Raw genomic sequence first — 19,567 nt, forward strand, 5'->3', positions numbered from 1 at the left:
ACGGTCCACTGCCCGTTCACCTGCTGCGCCTGCGCACCCACCCGCAACGTCCCGGAAGGATGCCCGAAGCGCACCGCTTCGCGCTCGCCACCACCAGCCGCAAGGTTGACCAGCGTTCCCGGAATCGCCGCCGCCGTACCAATCGCAACCGCCGCAGTGCCCATCATCGCGTGGTGCAGCTTGCCCATGGACAGCGCCCGCACCAGCAGGTCGATTTCAACGGCCTTCACCTGTTTGCCACTGGACGACAGGTAGTCCGCCGGCGGCGCCACGAAAGCGACTTTCGGCGTGTGCTGCCGACCCGCGGCTTCGTCGATGTGCTTGATCAGCCCCATGCGCACCGCACCATAGGCGCGGATGGTTTCGAAACGGGCGAGCGCCGCGTTATCGCCATTGATCGCATCCTGCAGCTCAGTGCCGGTGTAACCGATGGCCTCGGCGTTGACGAAGATGGTCGGGATACCGGCGTTGATCAAAGTCACTTCGAAGCTGCCGACACCCGGCACATCGAGTTGATCGACCAGGTTGCCAGTAGGGAACATCGCCCCGCCGCCGCCGTCTTCATCAGCCGCCGGATCGAGAAACTCCAGTTGCACCTCGGCTGCCGGGAAGGTCACGCCGTCGAGTTCGAAGTCACCGGTTTCCTGCACCTCGCCGTTGGTGACCGGCACGTGGGCAATGATGGTCTTGCCGATATTCGCCTGCCAGATCCGCACGGTGGCGACGCCATTGGCCGGCACGCGGGCCGGGTCGACCAGGCCAGCGCTGATGGCAAAGGAACCCACCGCTGCCGACAGGTTGCCGCAGTTGCCGCTCCAATCAACGAAGGCCTTGTCGATCGACACCTGACCGAACAGGTAATCGACGTCATGCTCCGGCTTGATGCTGCGGGACAGGATCACCGTCTTGCTGGTGCTGGACGTCGCCCCGCCCATGCCGTCGATCTGCTTGCCGTAGGGATCAGGGCTGCCGATCACCCGCAGCAGCAGCGCATCGCGGGCGGCGCCGGGCAGTTGCGCGGCTTCGGGAAGGTCCTGGAGATTGAAGAACACACCCTTGCTGGTACCGCCACGGATGTAGGTGGCGGGGATTTTGATCTGGGGTACATGCGCCATGGATTTGTCCTGTCAGTTCAATAGGTGAAACCCCAATCGCTGGCAACGCCAGCTCCCACAAAGTTCGGCGTTCACCGTACCTGTGGGAGCTGGCGTTGCCAGCGATAGGGCCCGGGCAGCCAACATCACTGCCGGGCCCCTGCCGATATCAGGCCGCGCCTTCCAGGAAGTCCTGGGCAAAGCGCTGCAACACACCACCGGCCTCGTAGATCGACACTTCTTCAGCGGTATCCAGGCGGCAGGTCACCGGCACCTCGACGCGCTCGCCGTTGCGGCGGGGAATGACCCGGGGCAGGGGCGCTCGCGGGGTACGCTCGCCGACCACGTCATACAGTTCGCTACCGTCCAGGCCCAGTGTCTTGCGATCGACGCCCGGCTTGAACTCCAGCGGCAGCACGCCCATGCCGACCAGGTTGGTGCGGTGGATACGCTCGAAACCTTCGGCGACGATGGCCTCGACACCCGCCAGCCGTACGCCTTTGGCCGCCCAGTCACGGGACGAGCCTTGGCCGTAGTCGGCACCGGCGACGATGATCAGCGGCTGCTTGCGCTCCATGTAGGTTTCGATCGCTTCCCACATGCGGGTGACCTTGCCTTCCGGCTCGACCCGGGCCAGCGAACCCTGCTTGACCTTGCCGTCTTCCAGCACCATCTCGTTGAACAGTTTCGGGTTGGCGAAGGTGGCGCGCTGGGCGGTCAGGTGGTCACCGCGGTGGGTCGCGTAGGAGTTGAAGTCCTCTTCCGGCAGGCCCATTTTCGCCAGGTACTCGCCCGCAGCGCTGTCCAGCATGATGGCGTTGGACGGCGACAGGTGGTCGGTGGTGATGTTGTCCGGCAGCACCGCCAGCGGGCGCATGCCAGTAAGCGTGCGCGCACCGGCCAGGGCGCCTTCCCAGTACGGTGGACGGCGAATGTAGGTGCTCATTTCGCGCCATTCATACAGCGGCGGAACCTTCGGCCCCTTGTCTTCCTCGATGGCGAACATCGGGATGTAGACCTGGCGGAACTGCTCCGGCTTCACCGAAGCGCGGACCACCGCGTCGATTTCGGCGTCGCTCGGCCAGATGTCTTTCAGGCGGATTTCCTTGCCGTCGACCACGCCCAGCACATCCTTCTCGATATCGAAGCGGATGGTGCCGGCAATGGCGTAGGCCACCACCAGTGGCGGCGAGGCGAGGAACGCCTGTTTGGCATACGGGTGGATACGCCCGTCGAAGTTGCGGTTACCCGACAACACGGCGGTGGCGTACAGGTCGCGATCAATGATTTCCTGCTGGATCTGCGGATCCAGCGCACCGGACATGCCGTTGCAGGTGGTGCAGGCGAAGGCGACGATGCCGAAGCCCAACTGCTCCAGCTCGTCGGTCAGGCCAGCTTCGTCCAGATACAGGGCGACGGTCTTCGAACCCGGCGCCAGGGACGACTTGACCCACGGCTTGCGGGCCAGGCCGAGCTTGTTGGCATTGCGCGCCAGCAGGCCGGCGGCGATGACGTTGCGCGGGTTGCTGGTGTTGGTGCAACTGGTGATGGCGGCGATGATCACCGCGCCGTCCGGCATCTGCCCCGGCACCTCTTCCCAGGCCCCGGCGATGCCCTTGGCCGCCAGGTCGCTGGTGGCAACGCGGGCATGCGGGTTGGACGGGCCGGCCATGTTGCGCACGACGCTGGACAGGTCGAAACGCAGCACGCGCTCGTATTCGGCATTGATCAGGCTGTCAGCCCACAGGCCGGCTTCGCGGGCGTAGGTCTCGACCAGCTTGACCTGCTCCTCTTCACGACCGGTCAGGCGCAGGTAGTCGATGGTCTGCGAGTCGATGGCGAACATCGCCGCAGTGGCGCCGTATTCCGGGGCCATGTTGGAGATGGTGGCGCGGTCACCGAGGGTCAGGGCACGGGCACCTTCGCCGTGGAATTCAAGGTAGGCGCCAACCACTTTCTGCTTGCGCAGGAATTCGGTCAGGGCCAGCACCACGTCAGTGGCGGTAATGCCCGGTTGCGGCTTGCCGGACAGCTCGACACCAACGATTTCCGGCAAGCGCATCCAGGACGCGCGACCGAGCATGACGTTCTCGGCTTCCAGGCCGCCGACGCCGATGGCGATCACGCCCAGGGCATCGACGTGCGGGGTGTGGCTGTCGGTGCCGACGCAGGTATCGGGGTAGACAACGCCGCGCTCGGAGTGGATCACCGGCGACATTTTCTCCAGGTTGATCTGGTGCATGATGCCGTTGCCGGGCTGGATCACGTCGACGTTCTTGAACGCCTTCTTGGTCCAGTTGATGAAGTGGAAACGGTCTTCGTTGCGACGGTCTTCGATGGCGCGGTTCTTCTCGAACGCTTGCGGGTCGAAACCGCCGCACTCCACGGCCAACGAGTGGTCGACGATCAACTGCACCGGCACCACCGGGTTGACCTGGGCCGGGTCGCCGCCTTTATCGGCAATGGCGTCACGCAGGCCGGCGAGGTCGACCAGGGCGGTCTGGCCAAGGATGTCGTGGCAGACCACACGCGCCGGGAACCACGGGAAGTCGAGGTCGCGCTTGCGCTCGATAAGCTGGCTCAGCGAGGCGTTGAGGGTCGCGGGATCGCAACGGCGCACCAGGTTTTCTGCCAGCACGCGGGAGGTATAGGGAAGCCGGTCGTAAGCGCCCGGCGCGATCGCGTCGACTGCCGCGCGGGCATCGAAATAGTCCAGGCCGGTGCCTGGCAGGGACTTGCGGAATTCGGTGTTCATGGTCAGGTCGGCTCGGTCACGGTGTTCGGTGGATAGACCCTGTCTGCCCTGCCCGGCCCTGTAGGAGCGAGCTTGCTCGCGATAGCGTCAGCGGGATCAACCCACTGACAGATTCATCGCCATCGCGAGCAAGCTCGCTCCTACAGAAACAGAGTCAGGTGCGGCGGGCTCTTTATCAGCGCTGTTCGATCGGCACGTACTTGCGCTGCTCAACGCCGGTGTATTCGGCGCTCGGACGGATGATGCGGTTGTTGGCGCGCTGCTCGAAGACGTGCGCAGCCCAGCCGGTCAGGCGCGAGCAGACGAAGATCGGGGTGAACAGCTTGGTCGGGATACCCATGAAGTGGTACGCCGAGGCATGGTAGAAGTCGGCGTTGGGGAACAGCTTCTTCTGCTCCCACATGGTCTTGTCGATGGCTTCGGAAACCGGGTACAGCACGGTGTCACCCACTTCATCGGCCAGCTTCTTGGCCCAGCCCTTGATCACTTCGTTGCGCGGGTCGGACTCTTTGTAGATGGCATGGCCGAAGCCCATGATCTTGTCCTTGCGCTCGAGCATTTTCAGCAGCTCGGTCACGGCTTCCTGCGGGCTCTGGAAGCGTTCGATCAGCTCCATCGCCGCTTCGTTGGCGCCGCCGTGCAGCGGGCCGCGCAGCGAACCGATGGCAGCGGTGACGCAGGAGTACAGGTCCGACAGGGTCGAGGCGCACACCCGTGCGGTGAAGGTCGAGGCGTTGAATTCGTGCTCCGCGTAGAGGATCAGCGAAACGTTCATCACCTTGACGTGCAGCTCGCTCGGCTTCTTGCCGTGCAGCAGGTGCAGGAAGTGGCCGCCGATGGTGTCTTCGTCGCTGGTGCAGTCGATACGCACGCCGTGGTGGCTGAAGCGGTACCAGTAGCACATCACCGCCGGGAACAGCGCCAACAGGCGGTCGGTCTTGTCACGCTGCTGGTCGAAGTTCAGCTCTTGCTCGAGGGTGCCGAGCACCGAGCAGCCGGTACGCATGACGTCCATCGGGTGGGCGTTGGCCGGAATCCGCTCCAGCACTTCTTTCAGCGCCTGCGGCAGGTCGCGCAGGGTTTTCAGGCGGGCCTGGTATTCGGCCAGTTGCGCCTGGTTCGGCAGTTCTCCGTAGAGCAGCAGGTAGGCGACTTCTTCGAACAGGGCGTTGGCCGCCAGGTCACGGACGTCATAGCCGCGGTAGGTCAGCCCGGCGCCCGCCTGACCGACTGTCGACAGTGCGGTCTGCCCGGCCACCTGGCCACGCAGGCCGGCTCCGCTGAGTACTTTTGCTTCGGCCATGGGATATCTCCTTTCTTGAATTTGTTATGGAAGCTTTGGCTAATCGTGTTTCGGATCCTGAGGACGCTGCGCCCTGGTTGGCGCCTTCGCGAGCAAGCTCGCTCCTACAGGATCATGTGAGTCAGGCTTTTTTCTGGGCGAACAGGGCGTCGAGGCTCTGTTCGAACGCGTGGTAGTTGATGGCGTCGTACAGTTCCATGCGGGTTTGCATGGTGTCGATCACGTTCTTCTGCGTGCCGTCGCGGCGCAGGGCGTTGTAGACGTTCTCGGCGGCCTTGTTCATGGCACGGAACGCGGACAGCGGGTACAGCGCCAGGGAGACGTCGGCGGACGCCAGTTCCTCGGTGGTGTACAGCGGGGTCGCGCCGAATTCGGTGATGTTGGCCAGGATCGGCGCACGCACGCGATCGGCGAAGGTCTTGTACATCGACAGTTCGGTGATGGCTTCCGGGAAGATCATGTCGGCGCCGGCTTCGATACAGGCGGCGGCACGATCCAGCGCGGCCTCCAGGCCTTCGACCGCCAGGGCGTCGGTACGCGCCATGATCACGAAGCTGTCATCGGTACGGGCATCGACGGCGGCCTTGATACGGTCGACCATCTCTTGCTGCGAGACGATTTCCTTGTTCGGGCGGTGGCCGCAACGCTTGGCGCCGACCTGGTCTTCGATATGGATAGCGGCGGCACCGAACTTGATCATCGACTTCACAGTACGGGCAACGTTGAACGCCGAGGAGCCGAAGCCGGTGTCGACATCCACCAGCAGCGGCAGGTCGCAGACGTCGGTGATGCGGCGCACGTCGGTGAGCACGTCATCCAGGCCAGTGATGCCCAGGTCCGGCAGGCCGAGGGAGCCGGCCGCGACACCGCCACCGGAGAGGTAGATGGCCTTGAACCCGGCACGCTTGGCCAGCAGCGCGTGGTTAGCGTTGATGGCGCCGACAACCTGCAACGGGTGCTCGGCAGCTACTGCATCGCGAAAACGCTGGCCGGGACTGCTTTTCTGACTCATGACTCACCTCGTGGGCTAGTGGCGTCCAGGTAGTGACGCTCGATGTTGCGTTTGGAAGCGCCGATGTGGCGGCGCATCAGGAGTTCCGCCAGTTCGCCGTCACGGTCGGCGATGGCGTCGAGAATCCGGTGGTGTTCGGTAAAGGCCTGGCGCGGCCGATTGGGCGTGGCCGAGAACTGGATGCGGTACATGCGCACCAGTTGATAAAGCTCGCCGCAGAGCATTTGCACCAGGGTGCGGTTGCCGCTGCCCTGGATGATCCGGTAGTGGAAGTCGAAGTCGCCTTCCTGCTGGTAATAGCCGACCCCGGCCTGGAACGCGGCGTCGCGCTCGTGGGTGTCGAGCACCCGGCGCAGCTCATCGATCTCGGCTACGCTCATACGCTCGGCGGCCAGGCGGCAGGCCATGCCTTCGAGGGATTCGCGGATCTCGTACAGCTCGATCAGTTCGGCATGGCTCAGTGACACCACCCGTGCGCCGACATGCGGCACCCGCACCAGCAGGCGCTGGCCTTCCAGGCGGTGGATGGCCTCACGCAGCGGTCCGCGGCTGATGCCGTAGGTGCGCGCCAGTTCCGGCTCGGAGATCTTGCTGCCCGGGGCGATCTCACCCTTGACGATCGCGGCCTGGATGCGCCGGAAGACGTTTTCGGAAAGGGTTTCCGAGTCATCCTGGGTTACGCCGGGTGCTTGAGCTGTGTCCAGCATGATTGTCGACACCTTGAAAATCCAATGCGCTGAAATTAGCTAAATACGCCATTGCAGTCAAAGACAAATTCAATATTGTCGACAATCGTCTAAGAACGAACTTCAAGGGACCGCGTGTTGTCTGAGTTGCGCCGCTGGCGCCGGAATACCAGCGTGATAGAATGCCGCCGCCTCTTTGGGGTATGGATAGTGTGTCTGTCATGTTTTTCTGTCAGACCAACGAGGAGCTTGCGCAGAACTGCCAGTGGCCTTGACCTGAACACCCACAGCATTGCGCCAGGATCTATGAGACTTTCGCCCCTTCTACTGTTGCTCAGCCTCTGTTTGCTACCGGCCCTGGGCCAGGCGGCGGGCAAGACCGTCTACGGCCTGAACGAATACGCCCGGCTTGCCGATATCAACCTGGAAGTCGCCGCCAAACTCGACACCGGGGCCAAGACCGCCTCCCTCAGCGCCCGCGACATCAAGCGTTTCAAGCGTAACGGCGAATCCTGGGTTCGCTTCTACCTGGCCATTGACGCCGCCCATTCCCACCCGATAGAACGCCCTCTGGCGCGCGTCAGCAAGATCAAGCGACGCGCCGGCGACTACAACCCGGACGAGGGCAAGGGCTACACCGCCCGTCCGGTGATCAGCCTGAATATCTGCATGGGCACCGCCCTGCGCAGCATCGAAGTGAACCTGACCGATCGCAGCGCCTTCCAGTACCCGTTGCTGATCGGCTCCGAGGCGCTCAAGCACTTCGATGCGCTGGTCGATCCAAGCCTTAAATACGCTGCCGGCAAACCCGCCTGCGCCACTGACGCTCACACCGCAGAGTAACCCCGATGCGCTCTCTTACCCTTCATCTGAAAGTCCTGATCACCGTACTGGTGCTGCTGGGTATCCTGATCACGGCTTATCAGATCTTCTTCCTGGGCATCCCGGTGACCGAGGACGAAACCGACGACCTATGGAACATCGACGCCAAGGTCGAGTTCGTCGCGAGTCCGAAAGACCCGGTCAAGGTCCAGATGTACGTGCCGCCGCTGAGCCGTGACTACGTCAGCCTCAACGAGAGCTTCATCTCCAACAACTATGGCGTGAGCGTCAACCGCGTCGACGGCAACCGCAAGGTGACCTGGTCGGCCCGTCGCGCCAGCGGCAACCAGACGCTCTACTACCGCCTGGTGCTGACCAAGCGCTACAGCACCGAGAAGCCCAAGATCAAGGGCCCAACCTTCCGCGACAGCCTGCCCGTGGAAGGCCCGGAGAAGATCGCCGCCGAAGCGCTGCTGGCGCCGATCCGCCAGCATTCGGCGGACGTCGAGACCTTCGTCGGCGAAACCATCAAGCGTGTCAACAATCTCAACGACGACAACGTCAAGCTGCTGCTGGCCGGTGACACCTCGGTGCAGAAGAAGGCCAAGGTCATCGACCTGCTGTTGTCCATCGCCCACGTTCCGCTCGAACGCGTGCAGACCATCCGCCTGGTGGCAGACCAGCCGCAAACCCCGGAACTCTGGCTGCGCAGCTTCAACGGCAACGACTGGCTGTACTTCAACCCGGATACCGGCGAGCAAGGCCTGCCGAGCGACCGCCTGCTGTGGTGGACCGGTGACGACAACCTGATCACCGTCGACGGCGGCAAGAAAGTCAGCGTCAGCTTCAGCCTGAACAACAGCGAGATGAACGCCATCCGTCTGGCCAAGCTGACCGACGAGAACACCGACGCCGACTTCCTCGAATACTCGCTCTACGGCCTGCCGCTGCAGACCCAGCAGACCTTCATGATCATGGTGATGATCCCAATCGGCGTGCTGGTGATCCTGATCCTGCGCAACCTGATCGGCGTGCAGACCCTCGGTACCTTCACCCCGGTACTGATCGCCCTGGCCTTCCGCGAAACGCAGTTGGGCTTCGGCATCATGCTGTTCACCGTGATCACCGCGCTGGGCCTGTCGCTACGCTCCTACCTCGAACACCTTAAGCTGCAGATGCTCCCGCGACTGTCGGTGGTACTGACCTTCGTCGTGGTACTGATCGCCGCCATCAGCCTGTTCAGCCACAAGCTGGGCCTGGAACGTGGTCTGTCGGTGGCGCTGTTCCCGATGGTGATCCTGACCATGACCATCGAACGCCTGTCGATCACCTGGGAAGAGCGCGGTGGTGGCCATGCGATGAAAGTCGCCATCGGCACCCTGTTCGCCGCCTCCCTGGCGCACCTGCTGATGACCGTGCCGGAACTGGTGTACTTCATCTTCACCTTCCCGGCGGTGCTGCTGATCCTGGTGGGCTTCATGCTGGCGATGGGTCGCTACCGCGGCTACCGCCTGACGGAGCTGGTTCGCTTCAAGGCTTTCGTGAAGGCTGACGCCTGATGTTCGGACTCTGGAAGACATGGAAGGCCCTGGAAGCCCGGGGCATCATGGGTATCAACCGGCGCAACGCGGACTATGTCCTCAAGTACAACAAGCGCCACCTGTACCCCATCGTCGACGACAAGATCATCACCAAGGAACGGGCGATCCAGGCCGGCATCCATGTGCCGGAGATGTACGGGATCATCTCCACCGAGAAAGAGATCGAGAAACTCGACCAGATCATCGGCGGGCGCAGCGACTTCGTCATCAAGCCGGCCCAGGGCGCCGGCGGTGACGGCATCCTGGTGATCGCCGACCGCTTCGAGAACCGCTACCGCACCGTCTCGGGCAAGATCATCAGCCACGAGGAAATCGAGCACCAGATTTCCAGCATCCTCACCGGCCTCTACTCCCTGGGCGGTCACCGCGACCGTGCACTGATCGAGTACCGGGTGACCCCGGACCAGATCTTCAAGAGCATCAGCTACGAAGGCGTGCCGGATATCCGCATCATCGTGCTGATGGGCTACCCGGTGATGGCCATGCTGCGCCTGCCGACCCGCCAGTCAGGCGGCAAGGCCAACCTGCACCAGGGCGCCATCGGCGTCGGCGTCGACCTCGCCACCGGCGTGACCCTGCGCGGCACCTGGCTGAACAACATCATCAGCAAGCACCCGGACACCACCAACGCGGTGGACGGCGTGCAACTGCCGAACTGGGACGGCTTCATGAAGCTGGCCGCCGGCTGCTATGAATTGTGCGGGCTGGGCTACATCGGTGTGGACATGGTGCTGGACCAGGACAAGGGCCCGTTGATCCTCGAACTCAACGCCCGCCCCGGCCTGAACATCCAGATCGCCAACGACTGCGGCCTTACCCAGCGCACCCATGCCATCGAGGCACACCTGGAAGCGCTGGCGAAAGACGGTGTCCAGGAAAGCGTCGAAGACCGCGTGCGTTTCGCCCAGAACCTGTTCGGCCACGTGCCGGCCCAGTGAACCTCGACCGCCCCGTCGCTTTTGCCGTCGGGGCGGTCGGTTTCTTCCTGTAGGACCTCTAGGAGCATTTCCTACACGGGTCTACAATGCCTCCCCCGCCTACAAGCCGTTCAAACGAATGCCAACCTGCACACTGCACCCCCTGCCCTACCAGGCCGACCCCGCCCGCTATTTCGATTGCATCCGCCACGCCCCCGGCGCCGTGCTGCTCGACAGTGCCCGTCCGGGTGCAGAACGTGGCCGTTTCGACCTGCTCAGCGCCTGGCCGCTGCGCAGCCTGGTGGTGCAAGCGGGTGAGTCGGGCGACCACTACCTGCAACGGCTGCGCGACAGCCTTGCCGAGTTGGGCCCAGCGGAGTTGCCGGAAGGCGTGGAGCTGCCCTTCGCCGGCGGCGTGATCGGCTACCTGAGCTACGACTTCGGCCGACGCCTGGAGCAATTGCCGGAACTGGCGCGGGACGACCTCGGTCTGCCGGACGCGACCCTCGGCCTGTATGCGTGGGCACTGATCAGCGACCACCAGCAAGGCACCAGCCAGTTGCTGTTCCACCCGACGCTGGCGCTGGCCGAGCGCCAGCGCCTGATCGCACAGTTCAGCCAGGTCTCGCCGAGCCGCAGCGAACCTTTCCACCTCGACGCGCCGATGCGCGGTGACATCAGCGCCGAGCAGTACCGCGAGGCCTTCGAACGGGTCCAGCAGTACATTCAGGCCGGTGACTGCTACCAGATCAACCTGACCCAGCGTTTCCGCGCGCCCTGCCAGGGCGATCCGTGGCACGCCTACCAGGCGCTGCGCGCGGCGTGCCCGACGCCCTTCTCCGGCTTCCAGACGCTGGACGACGGCAGCACCCTGCTGAGTTTCTCGCCCGAGCGCTTTATCCGGGTCAGCGCCGGCCAGGTGGAAACCCGCCCGATCAAAGGCACCCGCCCGCGCAGCGCCGATCCGCTGCAAGACCGCGCCAATGGCGAAGAACTGCTGGCCAGCAGCAAGGACCGCGCGGAAAATCTGATGATCGTCGATTTGCTGCGCAACGACCTCGGCCGCACCTGCGAGATCGGCTCGGTGCGGGTGCCGGAGCTGTTCAGTCTGGAGAGCTACCCGAACGTGCACCATATGGTCAGCGCAGTGACCGGGCGACTGGCGGCGGACAAGGACGCGCTGGACCTGATCGCCGGCAGCTTCCCTGGCGGCTCCATCACCGGCGCCCCGAAAATCCGCGCGATGCAGATCATCGACGAGCTGGAACCCAGACGTCGGGCGCTGTATTGCGGGTCATTGCTGTATGTGGACGTGCGCGGCGAGATGGACAGTTCCATCGCCATCCGCAGCCTGCTGGTGAAGGACGGGCAGGTCTGCTGCTGGGGTGGTGGCGCGGTGGTGGCGGACTCGGACTGGGAGTCGGAGTATCAGGAGTCGATTACCAAGGTGCGGGTGTTGCTGGAAACCTTGCAGGGTCTTTGAGAACCTCAAAGACCCAACATTTCTTACAGGCTCAACGAGCGATTCGAAGCCTTGATGAACTCTTTCTTCAACGCCTCGAAATCATGCACCGCCGGGAACTGCGGGAATTCGCGGATCACGTTTTCCGGCGCATGGAACAGGATGCCAGCATCCGCTTCGCCCAGCATGGTGGTGTCGTTGTATGAATCACCTGCTGCGATCACCCGGTAGTACAGGCTCTTGAAGGCCAGGACCGACTGACGCTTTGGATCTTTCTGACGCAGTTGGTAGCTCACCACGCGATCGGTCTCATCCGTGATCAGGCGATGGCACAACAGCGCGGGGAAGCCCAGTTGGCGCATCAGCGGCTGGGAAAACTCGTAGAAGGTGTCGGAGAGGATCACCACCTGGAAGCGCTCGCGCAGCCAGTTGACGAATTCGACAGCGCCGTCCAGCGGCTTGAGGGTGGCGATAACCGCCTGGATATCCGACAGCTTCAGGCCATGCTCATCGAGAATCCGCAGGCGCTGCTTCATCAGTACGTCATAGTCCGGAATATCGCGGGTGGTGGCCCGCAGCGATTCGATTCCGGTTTTCTCCGCGAAGGCGATCCAGATTTCCGGGACCAATACGCCTTCCAGATCGAGACAGGCAATTTCCACAACACACTCCTCGAACAACGCCAAAAAATGGGAGCTGCACTCTAGCAATGCTTGTCTGGCATTGCGACCCGTCTGGCCGGGCATTTTTTGGTAACATCTGCCCCACTACGAGCGCCAAGCGCCATTCAATGACCGGAAGCCGCCTGATGAGCCAATCCTTCGACGTCGCCGCACTGGCCGCGACTTACGCCAACAAGTCCCCCCAGGACATCCTCAAGCTCGCCTTCGAACACTTCGGCGATGACCTGTGGATTTCCTTCAGCGGCGCCGAAGACGTCGTGCTGGTGGACATGGCCTGGAGACTGAACAAGAACGTCAAGGTGTTCAGCCTCGACACCGGGCGCCTGCACCCCGAGACCTACCGCTTCATCGACCGGGTCCGCGAAGAGTACAAGCTGCCGATCGAGCTCCTTTCGCCGGATCGCGCAAAGCTCGACCCGTTCGTCAAGGACAAGGGCCTGTTCAGCTTCTACAAGGATGGTCATGGCGAATGCTGCGGCATCCGCAAGATCGAACCGCTGCGCCGCAAGCTGAGCACCGTGAGCGCCTGGGCCACCGGCCAGCGCCGCGACCAGAGCCCTGGCACCCGCAGCCAGGTGGCTGCGCTGGAAATCGACAGCGCCTTCTCCACCCCGGAGCGCACCCTGTACAAGTTCAACCCGCTGGCCCAGATGAGCAGCGCGGAAGTCTGGGGTTACATCCGCATGATGGAAATCCCCTACAACAGCCTGCACGAACGCGGCTTCATCAGCATCGGCTGCGAACCCTGCACCCGCCCGGTGCTGCCGAACCAGCACGAACGCGAAGGCCGCTGGTGGTGGGAAGAGTCGACCCAGAAGGAATGCGGGCTGCACGCCGGCAATCTCATTTCAAAAGGCTGACAGCTTTTTAGCTGCAAGCTTCAAGTGGCAAGCTACAAGTAGAAGCGGTCCTTATCAGGGCCGCTTTTTCTTTGCGGCTTTCAAAGGCCAAAAAAGAAAGCGGCCCGCATGCGGACCGCTTTTCTCTTGAAGCTTAAAGCTTACAACTTGGAGCTGCCGTCAATGGACAGGCAGTTCCACGCCCTCGAACAACTCCTCCAGCTCTTGCTTGTTGTGGCACTGGATCGCCTTGGCCATCACTTCGCGGGTCAGGTGCGGCGCGAACTTCTCGATGAAGTCGCACATGAAGCCGCGCAGGAAGGTGCCGCGACGGAAACCGATCTTGGTGATGCTGGATTCGAACAGTTCGCTGGCATCCAGAACCACCAGGTCGCTGTCCAGTTTCGGATCCACTGCCATCTTGGCGACGATGCCGACACCCAGGCCGAGGCGCACGTACGTCTTGATGACGTCGGCGTCGGCGGCGGTGAACACCACTTTCGGCGTCAGGCCGCGGTGGCTGAAGGCTTCGTCCAGCTTGGAACGGCCAGTGAAACCGAATACGTAAGTGACGATCGGGTATTCGGCCAGCACTTCCAGGGTCAGCTTCGGCAGCTTGGTCAGCGGGTGACCTTGCGGGACCACCACGCAACGGTTCCAGCGGTAGCACGGCATCATCACCAGGTCACCGAACAGCTCCAGCGCCTCAGTGGCGATGGCGAAGTCGACGGTGCCGTCAGCAGCCATCTCGGCGATCTGCATCGGCGAACCCTGATGCATGTGCAGGGCGACTTCCGGGTACTGCTTGATGAACGAGCTGATCACCGGCGGCAGCGCATAACGCGCCTGGGTGTGGGTGGTGGCGATCGACAGGGTACCCTTCTTCTCGTTGGAGAATTCCTGGGCAATCTGCTTGATGCTCTCGACCTTGCGCAGGATTTCGCCCGCGGTATTGATGATGCGTTCGCCCGCCGGGGTCACGCGGGTCAGGTGCTTGCCGCTACGGGCAAACACTTCCACGCCCAGCTCGTCTTCCAACAGGCGAATCTGCTTGCTGATCCCCGGTTGGGAGGTGTACAGGCTCTGCGCTGTCGCGGAAACGTTGAGGTCGTGGTGCGCCACTTCCCAGATGTAGCGCAATTGTTGAAGCTTCATAGGTATCCCTCAGATGCTGGGCGTCACCGGCAACAGCGACGAGTTATAACTATATTAGTGGTCAGGAGAATAAATCTAGAACAATTTCATCAGTTTTCTTACAAGCACCGCGGAAAATTCCTCAAACCTTTCTGCGACCGAGGTGCTGGGCGAGGGGCACCATGTACACAGGCACCGGGGACAACTGCAGAATGCGCACCGCCGTGCGCCCGATCGGAATCTCCACCCCGGCCCCGTGGGTGTGACTGCCGACGATGAGCAGATCGACACTCAACCGTTGGGCCTGCTCGAGAATCACCTGGGCCGGATCTCCCTGGCGCACCCGCACCGCGCGTATCAGCGCCAGATCTTCCTGGTCCCCCAACTCTTCGCGAAAGTTTTCCAGCACCCGCTGCTCGATATTGGCCATGACGGTGTTCACGCCCTGACTGTGCAATTGGTCGAGGGTTTGTTCATCCAGGTAACTCTGCAGCAGTGATTCGGCGAATTGCCCCATCGGCTCCACGGCATGGATCACATAGAGCTCCGCATTGAAAGTCCGCGCCAGGGCCAGCGCGTGTTGCATGACATAAGGCGCGTACACACCAAGGTCCGTGGCATACAGCATCGAACGGATCATTGAGCCTCCTCCGACTGCCGAAACGGCAGAGCAAGCTTCAGCTTAGCAGCGCCCTGTTGATGCGCAGGCCCCGTCCGGCGGGGCTCAGCCGGGCGTGCGTTCGTTGCTGATGCCGTGCGGAACATGGCCGGTAGCCACAACCCGACTGGCCCGGTCGCAGTGTCCGGCCTGGTCATCGAAGAACACATCCGCAGCGAAGGCTTCGAGGAACGCCGACTTGTCCAGGCCGCCGAGAAACAGCGATTCATCGAGGCGGATATCCCACTCGCGCAGGGTGCGGATGACCCGCTCGTGCGCCGGCGCCGAACGCGCGGTGACCAGCGCAGTGCGGATCGGGCAGGCGCCACTGGGAAACTCTTGCTGCAGTTGATTGAGTGCCGCCAGGAACGGCTTGAACGGCCCGCCGCGCAACGGGTCGCGGGCCGATTGCCGCTCGCTGGCCTGAAACGCTTCCAGACCACCCGACTGATAGACCCGCTCGGACTCATCGGAAAACAGCACGGCATCGCCGTCGAAGGCGATCCGCAGTTCGGTGATGGCATCCCGCCGGGCGCCGCCGGAAAGAATGGTGGCAGCAGCGAAGCCAGCCTCCAGGGCGCTGCGCACGTCATCGGCATCGGTGGACAGGAACAGGTGGCAACCAAACGCTGCCAGGTAAGGATACGGACTACGCCCGCCAGCGAACGCCGCGCGGGAAATACCCAGGCCGTAATGCTCGATGGAATTGAACACCCGAAGGCCCGTGTCGGCGCTGTTGCGCGACACCAGTATCACCTCGACCCGTTGCTGGCCGAGGGCGGCATTGAGGCCCAGCAGCTTTTCCACCAGCAGGAAAGCATCGCCTGGCTCAAGGTATTCGTCTTCATGCTCGATCTGGTATTGCCGATAAGCCTCGACGCCCTCGGCCAGGTACAGCCGGTGGCTCTCGCTGAGATCGAACAGCGCTCGCGAGGAAATCGCCACTACCAGTTTGTCACCCAACCCCTTGCTCATGACTCGCCCCCGCTACCTGTCATTACATCCACTGCACCAGGGCTGCCGCACAGACCCCATGGAACATTCGATTCGCACCCGATTATGCCTTCCATCGCAGGTCCAGCCACCCTCCAGCCACTTTAGTCGTAAAAAGGCGCACTCAAAGGCCCATCCCCTGCCGGAAACGGGCCCATACCCATTGTCGAGCCAAGGGTTTACGCGCTAAGGTTCCGCTCCCCGCTGAGCTCAATCATGCTGCTCCGCCGCACGGGGATCGCTGGCGGCCGGCATCCGTGACCTGACGAGTAACACGATGGCTGATTTACCGATCGACGACCTAAACGTTGCCTCCAACGAGACCCTGATCACGCCTGATCAGCTCAAGAAGGAGATTCCACTCAGCGCCACCGCGCTTCAGACCGTGACCGCGGGCCGTGAAGTGGTGCGCAATATCCTCGACGGCAAGGATCACCGCCTGTTTGTCGTGGTCGGCCCCTGCTCGATCCATGACATCAAGGCCGCGCATGAATATGCCGAGCGCCTCAAGGTTCTCGCTGCGGAAGTCTCCGACACTCTTTATCTGGTGATGCGCGTCTACTTCGAGAAGCCGCGTACCACCGTGGGCTGGAAAGGCCTGATCAACGACCCGTACCTGGACGACTCCTTCAAGATTCAGGACGGCCTGCACATCGGTCGCCAACTGCTGCTGGACCTGGCGGAAATGGGCCTGCCCACTGCCACCGAAGCTCTCGACCCGATCTCCCCGCAGTACCTGCAGGACCTGATCAGCTGGTCGGCCATCGGCGCCCGTACCACCGAATCCCAGACCCACCGCGAAATGGCCTCCGGCCTGTCTTCGGCGGTCGGCTTCAAGAACGGCACCGACGGCGGCCTGACCGTGGCCATCAACGCCCTGCAATCGGTTTCCAGCCCGCACCGTTTCCTCGGCATCAACCAGGAAGGTGGCGTGTCCATCGTCACCACCAAGGGCAACGCCTACGGTCACGTGGTGCTGCGCGGTGGCAACGGCAAGCCGAACTATGATTCGGTCAGCGTCGCCCTGTGCGAACAGGCGCTGAACAAGGCCAAGATCAAGCCGAACATCATGGTCGACTGCAGCCACGCCAACTCCAACAAGGACCCGGCCCTGCAGCCGCTGGTCATGGAGAACGTCGCCAACCAGATCCTCGAAGGCAACCAGTCGATCATCGGCCTGATGGTCGAAAGCCACCTGAACTGGGGCGCCCAGGCCATTCCGAAGGACCTGTGCGAATTGCAGTACGGCGTTTCCGTGACCGATGCCTGCATCGACTGGGACGCAACTGCCACCACCCTGCGCAACATGCGCACCAAGCTCAAGGACGTGCTGCCGAAGCGTCGCGGCTGATATACGCCACACACGAAAACGCCGGGCAATTGCCCGGCGTTTTCGTGTCTGTAGGGTGCAAGCCTGGAAAGGTCAGGCCTTGGAAGAATGCTTGTGGTGTCGTTCCATGTAACGTTCGACATAAGAGCAGGAAGGAATGACGGTGTAGCCACACTCTTCGGCGTAGGCCAGCGCCCGCTCGGTCAATGCCGCGGCAATACCGCGACCACGCAGGGCGTTGGGCACGAAGGTGCGATAGATATCCAGAGTCTGCTTACCCAGGTCCATGTAAGTCAGGTAAGCACGATGACCGTCCACATTGGTCTCGAACTGATGACCCTGTTGGTCATGGTGGATGGACAACGCCTCGCTCATCACTACTCCTCGCGGGTCTTGTAATAAAACCCTACCTTAACCGATGTTTGTCCGGCGAAGGAACCTCTACGCCACCCCGTGCCCCGTTGGACAGCGAGAAGAGCCTGATCGTTCTCGGGCAACTGAGCACGTAACAAATAGTAGGCGCCCAACGCGGGGATGCTCAAGGTACTGGTCGGAAAATTTCCGCACTTGAGACCGGCCGACGATGCCAGCGGGCAACGTCCTGAGAACAGCAACCGGATGATCTAGTGCTTATGACGCAACCTGACATTTAAAGTCACCATTAGTTCAAGAAAAACTACTTTTACAAGAATGCGTTACAGCCTCCAGACGCAACAATTGCACGGTTTTCGCGGCTCCTGACTGTCAAGAGCAAGCGCGGCGCAATTTTTTTCCAATTCTTGCGCTCAGTCAGTTTACTTACTACAAGTAATGGGTACTATGTACGCCGGCCAGTTTCTCTTTGTTGAGAGATGGCTCTTTAATAGAAAGTCCTTGAAGGGGAACACGATGAACAACGTTCTGAAATTCTCTGCTCTGGCTCTGGCCGCAGTTCTGGCTACCGGTTGCAGCAGCGTCTCCAAAGAAACCGAAGCTCGTCTGACTGCTACCGAAGACGCAGCAGCTCGTGCACAAGCTCGTGCTGACGAAGCGTATCGCAAAGCCGACGACGCTCTGGCTGCCGCTCAGAAGGCTCAGCAAACTGCTGACGAAGCCAACGAGCGCGCTCTGCGTATGCTGGAAAAAGCCAGCCGCAAGTAATAATCCTTCGGGGTTGTTATTTAGAAGCCGACCCACTTGTGGGTCGGCTTTTTTATTGCCGGCAAGATAACAACACCCTCAAACGACAAGGCCCGCCATTAAGGCGGGCCTTGGTGTAACACCGATGAAACTTACTGCTCTTGGTAAGGTGCGCTGGAAATGATTGGCACTTCGCCACCTACCCCGTTCGGTACGGCAATTTCAACCGGCATGCCATCTTCGGTCGCGACCACATCGCGAACCATGTCCCAGTTCATCTGTACGTTCTTGGCCAGGTCTTCACGCTTGAGCAGCGCGTTGATCACCGCGGTGTGCTTGTCCACCACCGACGGATCGCCCTTGTCGTCCAGCGGAGTGTGCGCCTCGAGGTAAACCTTGCCGCCACTCATGCCGAACTTGTACGGCTCGTTGATGATCCGCACTGGCGTACCCACTGGCGCCATCTTGGCCAGTTCCAGCACGTTGTTGTTGAACATGCGGAAGCAGCCGTGGCTGGTGCGCATGCCAATGCCGAACTTCTTGTTCGAGCCGTGGATCAGGTAGCCCGGCACGCCCAGGGTGAACTTGAACGGACCCAGCGGGTTATCCGGGCCGGCCGGCACCACGTTCGGCAGCGGGTCACCGTCAGCAGCGTGTTCGGCCTTGATCGAGGCCGGCGGGGTCCAGGTCGGGTTCGGCGTCTTGGCCGTCACCTTGGTCTGGGCGATGGGCGAACCCCAGCCTTCACGACCGATGCCCAGCGGGTAGGTATGCACCACGTTCTCCCCTTTCGGGAAGTAGTACAGGCGGTACTCGGCGAGGTTGATGACGATGCCTTCGCGCGGGCCCGGCGGCAGGATGAAGCGGGTCGGCAGGATGATCTCGGTGCCGGCGCCCGGCAACCAGGGGTCGACGCCCGGGTTGGCCGCGACCATTTCCAGGTAGCCCAGGTCACTGGCCGTGCCGATATCGGCGAAGGTGTCCTCGTACTTGGCCTTGATCACCTGGACCTGGCCAATGATGTCTTCGCCAGGTGGCGGCAGTGGGAACTCCAACGCGGCAACGGGACCTGCCGACAGCAGGGCGGCCAGGGACAGGCAACGGGTGACGGCGGGAAAGCGCGGCAACATCCGGGAAATCCTTCGCAAATTCGGGGTGA

Annotated in this window: 18 protein-coding genes; 7 read left to right on the forward strand and 11 right to left on the reverse strand. The window is 62.2% G+C overall.

Going from position 1 to position 19,567, the window contains the following annotated elements; translation table 11 throughout:
• From prpF to HWV67_RS29165, 5 genes are all read right to left on the reverse strand, one after another.
• A partial coding sequence (gene prpF / locus HWV67_RS29145; RefSeq protein ID WP_175653740.1) for a 2-methylaconitate cis-trans isomerase PrpF occupies positions 1-1,115 on the reverse strand: 1,115 nt, incomplete at its 3' end.
• Between the two features lie 148 nt (positions 1,116-1,263).
• Positions 1,264-3,849, reverse strand: a complete 2,586-nt coding sequence (gene acnD, locus HWV67_RS29150) for a Fe/S-dependent 2-methylisocitrate dehydratase AcnD (RefSeq protein ID WP_175653741.1) — start codon at positions 3,847-3,849, stop codon at positions 1,264-1,266.
• Positions 3,850-4,024: 175 nt separating this feature from the next.
• Positions 4,025-5,152, reverse strand: coding sequence for a bifunctional 2-methylcitrate synthase/citrate synthase (prpC, locus tag HWV67_RS29155; RefSeq protein ID WP_110972091.1), 1,128 nt, complete (start codon positions 5,150-5,152; stop codon positions 4,025-4,027).
• 121 nt (positions 5,153-5,273) lie between these two features.
• Entirely contained in the window at positions 5,274-6,164 is an 891-nt protein-coding gene (gene prpB, locus HWV67_RS29160; RefSeq protein WP_110972090.1) for a methylisocitrate lyase, read from the reverse strand.
• Positions 6,161-6,871 carry a GntR family transcriptional regulator gene (locus HWV67_RS29165; RefSeq protein WP_110972089.1) on the reverse strand — a complete coding sequence of 237 codons (711 nt, stop codon included), beginning with the start codon at positions 6,869-6,871 and terminating at the stop codon, positions 6,161-6,163. Before HWV67_RS29165 ends, prpB begins: the two co-directional genes overlap by 4 nt.
• Before the next feature lie 285 nt (positions 6,872-7,156).
• On the opposite strand from HWV67_RS29165, the gene rloA reads away from it, so the two are divergent.
• The 4 genes from rloA to pabB all read left to right on the forward strand — a co-directional run bounded on the left by rloA (position 7,157) and on the right by pabB (position 11,673).
• Positions 7,157-7,693: a retropepsin-like aspartic peptidase RloA gene (gene rloA, locus HWV67_RS29170; RefSeq protein WP_095157781.1), complete on the forward strand. Its 537-nt coding sequence runs from the start codon at positions 7,157-7,159 to the stop codon at positions 7,691-7,693.
• A gap of 5 nt (positions 7,694-7,698) precedes the next feature.
• The gene (rloB, locus tag HWV67_RS29175; RefSeq protein ID WP_095157782.1) at positions 7,699-9,231 is read left to right on the forward strand and encodes an osmotic stress tolerance membrane protein RloB; all 1,533 of its coding nucleotides are present in this window, start codon (positions 7,699-7,701) and stop codon (positions 9,229-9,231) included.
• Positions 9,231-10,211 (forward strand): alpha-L-glutamate ligase-like protein, encoded by a 981-nt coding sequence (locus tag HWV67_RS29180; RefSeq protein ID WP_175653742.1) that lies wholly within the window; start codon positions 9,231-9,233, stop codon positions 10,209-10,211. Before rloB ends, HWV67_RS29180 begins: the two co-directional genes overlap by 1 nt.
• 118 nt (positions 10,212-10,329) lie before the next feature.
• Positions 10,330-11,673 (forward strand): aminodeoxychorismate synthase component I, encoded by a 1,344-nt coding sequence (pabB, locus tag HWV67_RS29185; protein ID WP_175653743.1) that lies wholly within the window; start codon positions 10,330-10,332, stop codon positions 11,671-11,673.
• Between the two features lie 23 nt (positions 11,674-11,696).
• Here the strand turns inward: pabB and thrH are convergent, their stop codons facing one another.
• Positions 11,697-12,314 carry a bifunctional phosphoserine phosphatase/homoserine phosphotransferase ThrH gene (gene thrH, locus HWV67_RS29190; protein WP_095157788.1) on the reverse strand — a complete coding sequence of 206 codons (618 nt, stop codon included), beginning with the start codon at positions 12,312-12,314 and terminating at the stop codon, positions 11,697-11,699.
• Between the two features lie 146 nt (positions 12,315-12,460).
• On the opposite strand from thrH, the gene HWV67_RS29195 reads away from it, so the two are divergent.
• Positions 12,461-13,195: a phosphoadenylyl-sulfate reductase gene (locus HWV67_RS29195; protein ID WP_175653744.1), complete on the forward strand. Its 735-nt coding sequence runs from the start codon at positions 12,461-12,463 to the stop codon at positions 13,193-13,195.
• Between the two features lie 159 nt (positions 13,196-13,354).
• On the opposite strand, the gene cysB is transcribed toward HWV67_RS29195, so the two are convergent.
• The 3 genes from cysB to HWV67_RS29210 all read right to left on the reverse strand — a co-directional run bounded on the left by cysB (position 13,355) and on the right by HWV67_RS29210 (position 15,941).
• Positions 13,355-14,329, reverse strand: a complete 975-nt coding sequence (gene cysB / locus HWV67_RS29200) for an HTH-type transcriptional regulator CysB (RefSeq protein WP_009394496.1) — start codon at positions 14,327-14,329, stop codon at positions 13,355-13,357.
• Positions 14,330-14,450: 121 nt separating this feature from the next.
• A complete protein-coding gene (locus tag HWV67_RS29205) occupies positions 14,451-14,948 on the reverse strand; it encodes a universal stress protein (RefSeq protein ID WP_095157792.1) in 498 nt (165 codons plus the stop codon).
• A gap of 84 nt (positions 14,949-15,032) precedes the next feature.
• Positions 15,033-15,941, reverse strand: coding sequence for a 5'-nucleotidase (locus tag HWV67_RS29210; protein ID WP_095157794.1), 909 nt, complete (start codon positions 15,939-15,941; stop codon positions 15,033-15,035).
• Between the two features lie 295 nt (positions 15,942-16,236).
• Between HWV67_RS29210 and HWV67_RS29215 the strand changes: the two genes are divergently transcribed.
• On the forward strand, positions 16,237-17,310 hold the full coding sequence (locus HWV67_RS29215) for a 3-deoxy-7-phosphoheptulonate synthase (RefSeq protein WP_095157796.1): 1,074 nt from the start codon (positions 16,237-16,239) through the stop codon (positions 17,308-17,310).
• A 72-nt stretch (positions 17,311-17,382) separates the two neighbouring features.
• Here HWV67_RS29215 and HWV67_RS29220 read toward each other — a convergent pair whose 3' ends face one another.
• On the reverse strand, positions 17,383-17,664 hold the full coding sequence (locus tag HWV67_RS29220) for a GNAT family N-acetyltransferase (protein ID WP_175653745.1): 282 nt from the start codon (positions 17,662-17,664) through the stop codon (positions 17,383-17,385).
• Between the two features lie 513 nt (positions 17,665-18,177).
• Here HWV67_RS29220 and oprI point away from each other — a divergent pair.
• Entirely contained in the window at positions 18,178-18,429 is a 252-nt protein-coding gene (oprI, locus tag HWV67_RS29225; protein WP_037058464.1) for an outer membrane lipoprotei OprI, read from the forward strand.
• A gap of 131 nt (positions 18,430-18,560) precedes the next feature.
• Here oprI and HWV67_RS29230 read toward each other — a convergent pair whose 3' ends face one another.
• The gene (locus HWV67_RS29230; RefSeq protein ID WP_095157800.1) at positions 18,561-19,538 is read right to left on the reverse strand and encodes a L,D-transpeptidase family protein; all 978 of its coding nucleotides are present in this window, start codon (positions 19,536-19,538) and stop codon (positions 18,561-18,563) included.
• Between the last annotated feature and the right edge of the window lie 29 nt (positions 19,539-19,567).

This window comes from Pseudomonas sp. Marseille-P9899, from assembly GCF_903166565.1.
In the GTDB taxonomy this organism is placed as follows: Bacteria; Pseudomonadota; Gammaproteobacteria; order Pseudomonadales; family Pseudomonadaceae; genus Aquipseudomonas; species Aquipseudomonas huaxiensis.

Bases quoted from the DNA above. Each gene is read 5' to 3' on its own strand.
- cysB (WP_009394496.1), bottom strand. From the start codon at position 14,329: ATGAAGCTTCAACAATTGCGCTACATCTGGGAAGTGGCGCACCACGAC.
- acnD (WP_175653741.1), bottom strand. From the start codon at position 3,849: ATGAACACCGAATTCCGCAAGTCCCTGCCAGGCACCGGCCTGGACTAT.
- HWV67_RS29165 (WP_110972089.1), bottom strand. From the start codon at position 6,871: ATGCTGGACACAGCTCAAGCACCCGGCGTAACCCAGGATGACTCGGAA.
- HWV67_RS29210 (WP_095157794.1), bottom strand. From the start codon at position 15,941: ATGAGCAAGGGGTTGGGTGACAAACTGGTAGTGGCGATTTCCTCGCGA.
- HWV67_RS29230 (WP_095157800.1), bottom strand. From the start codon at position 19,538: ATGTTGCCGCGCTTTCCCGCCGTCACCCGTTGCCTGTCCCTGGCCGCC.
- HWV67_RS29220 (WP_175653745.1), bottom strand. From the start codon at position 17,664: ATGAGCGAGGCGTTGTCCATCCACCATGACCAACAGGGTCATCAGTTC.
- HWV67_RS29195 (WP_175653744.1), top strand. From the start codon at position 12,461: ATGAGCCAATCCTTCGACGTCGCCGCACTGGCCGCGACTTACGCCAAC.
- rloA (WP_095157781.1), top strand. From the start codon at position 7,157: ATGAGACTTTCGCCCCTTCTACTGTTGCTCAGCCTCTGTTTGCTACCG.
- HWV67_RS29205 (WP_095157792.1), bottom strand. From the start codon at position 14,948: ATGATCCGTTCGATGCTGTATGCCACGGACCTTGGTGTGTACGCGCCT.
- prpB (WP_110972090.1), bottom strand. From the start codon at position 6,164: ATGAGTCAGAAAAGCAGTCCCGGCCAGCGTTTTCGCGATGCAGTAGCT.
- rloB (WP_095157782.1), top strand. From the start codon at position 7,699: ATGCGCTCTCTTACCCTTCATCTGAAAGTCCTGATCACCGTACTGGTG.
- pabB (WP_175653743.1), top strand. From the start codon at position 10,330: ATGCCAACCTGCACACTGCACCCCCTGCCCTACCAGGCCGACCCCGCC.
- HWV67_RS29180 (WP_175653742.1), top strand. From the start codon at position 9,231: ATGTTCGGACTCTGGAAGACATGGAAGGCCCTGGAAGCCCGGGGCATC.
- HWV67_RS29215 (WP_095157796.1), top strand. From the start codon at position 16,237: ATGGCTGATTTACCGATCGACGACCTAAACGTTGCCTCCAACGAGACC.
- oprI (WP_037058464.1), top strand. From the start codon at position 18,178: ATGAACAACGTTCTGAAATTCTCTGCTCTGGCTCTGGCCGCAGTTCTG.
- prpC (WP_110972091.1), bottom strand. From the start codon at position 5,152: ATGGCCGAAGCAAAAGTACTCAGCGGAGCCGGCCTGCGTGGCCAGGTG.